Source organism: Niveispirillum sp. (assembly GCF_052437035.1).
Lineage (GTDB): Bacteria > Pseudomonadota > Alphaproteobacteria > Azospirillales > Azospirillaceae > Niveispirillum.
Genome location: NZ_JBQVOH010000072.1, coordinates 1 through 509, shown reverse-complemented (window position 1 = coordinate 509; position 509 = coordinate 1). Strand labels below are relative to the sequence as shown.

The following is a 509-nucleotide window of genomic DNA, read 5'->3' as shown; positions in this document are numbered from 1 at the left end:
GATGTGGCCGGTCTTGGCGGCCAGGGCGCGGTAGCTCACGAGCTGCTGCGCGCTGTCCACCTTCTCGCGGCCGGCGTCGTTCCACTGCACCTTCAACGCATCGCGGCCCTGCTTCGCGGCCCAGTAGCCCTCGGCCACCACGGCCACGCCTTCGCCGCCATCGTGCAGCGGCACACGCAGCACGGCCTTCACGCCCTTCACCGCGCGCGCGGCCGCGTCATCGACCGAGGCCACCTTGCTGCCGAACACCGGTGGGTGCTGGAGCACGGCGGTGAGCATGCCGGGCAGGCGCACGTCCATGCCGAAGCCCTGCCGTCCGCTGGATTTCGCCTTCGCGTCCAGCCGCGTCGTGGGCTGGCCGATCAGCTTGAAGCGCGACGGGTTCTTGAGCGTGACCTGCACCGGCACCGGCTGCTGCATGGCGGCCTCGGCCAGCTCGCCGTAGCCGAGCTTCTTGCCTCCGGGGCCGATCACCACGCCACGCTCGGTGGCCAGCGACGAGGCGGGCA

General features: G+C 71.7%; 1 pseudogene. It reads right to left on the bottom strand.

The features are described from left to right. A pseudogene (locus ACT6Q8_RS25735) lies at positions 1 to 509 on the bottom strand (hypothetical protein); the annotation flags it as partial.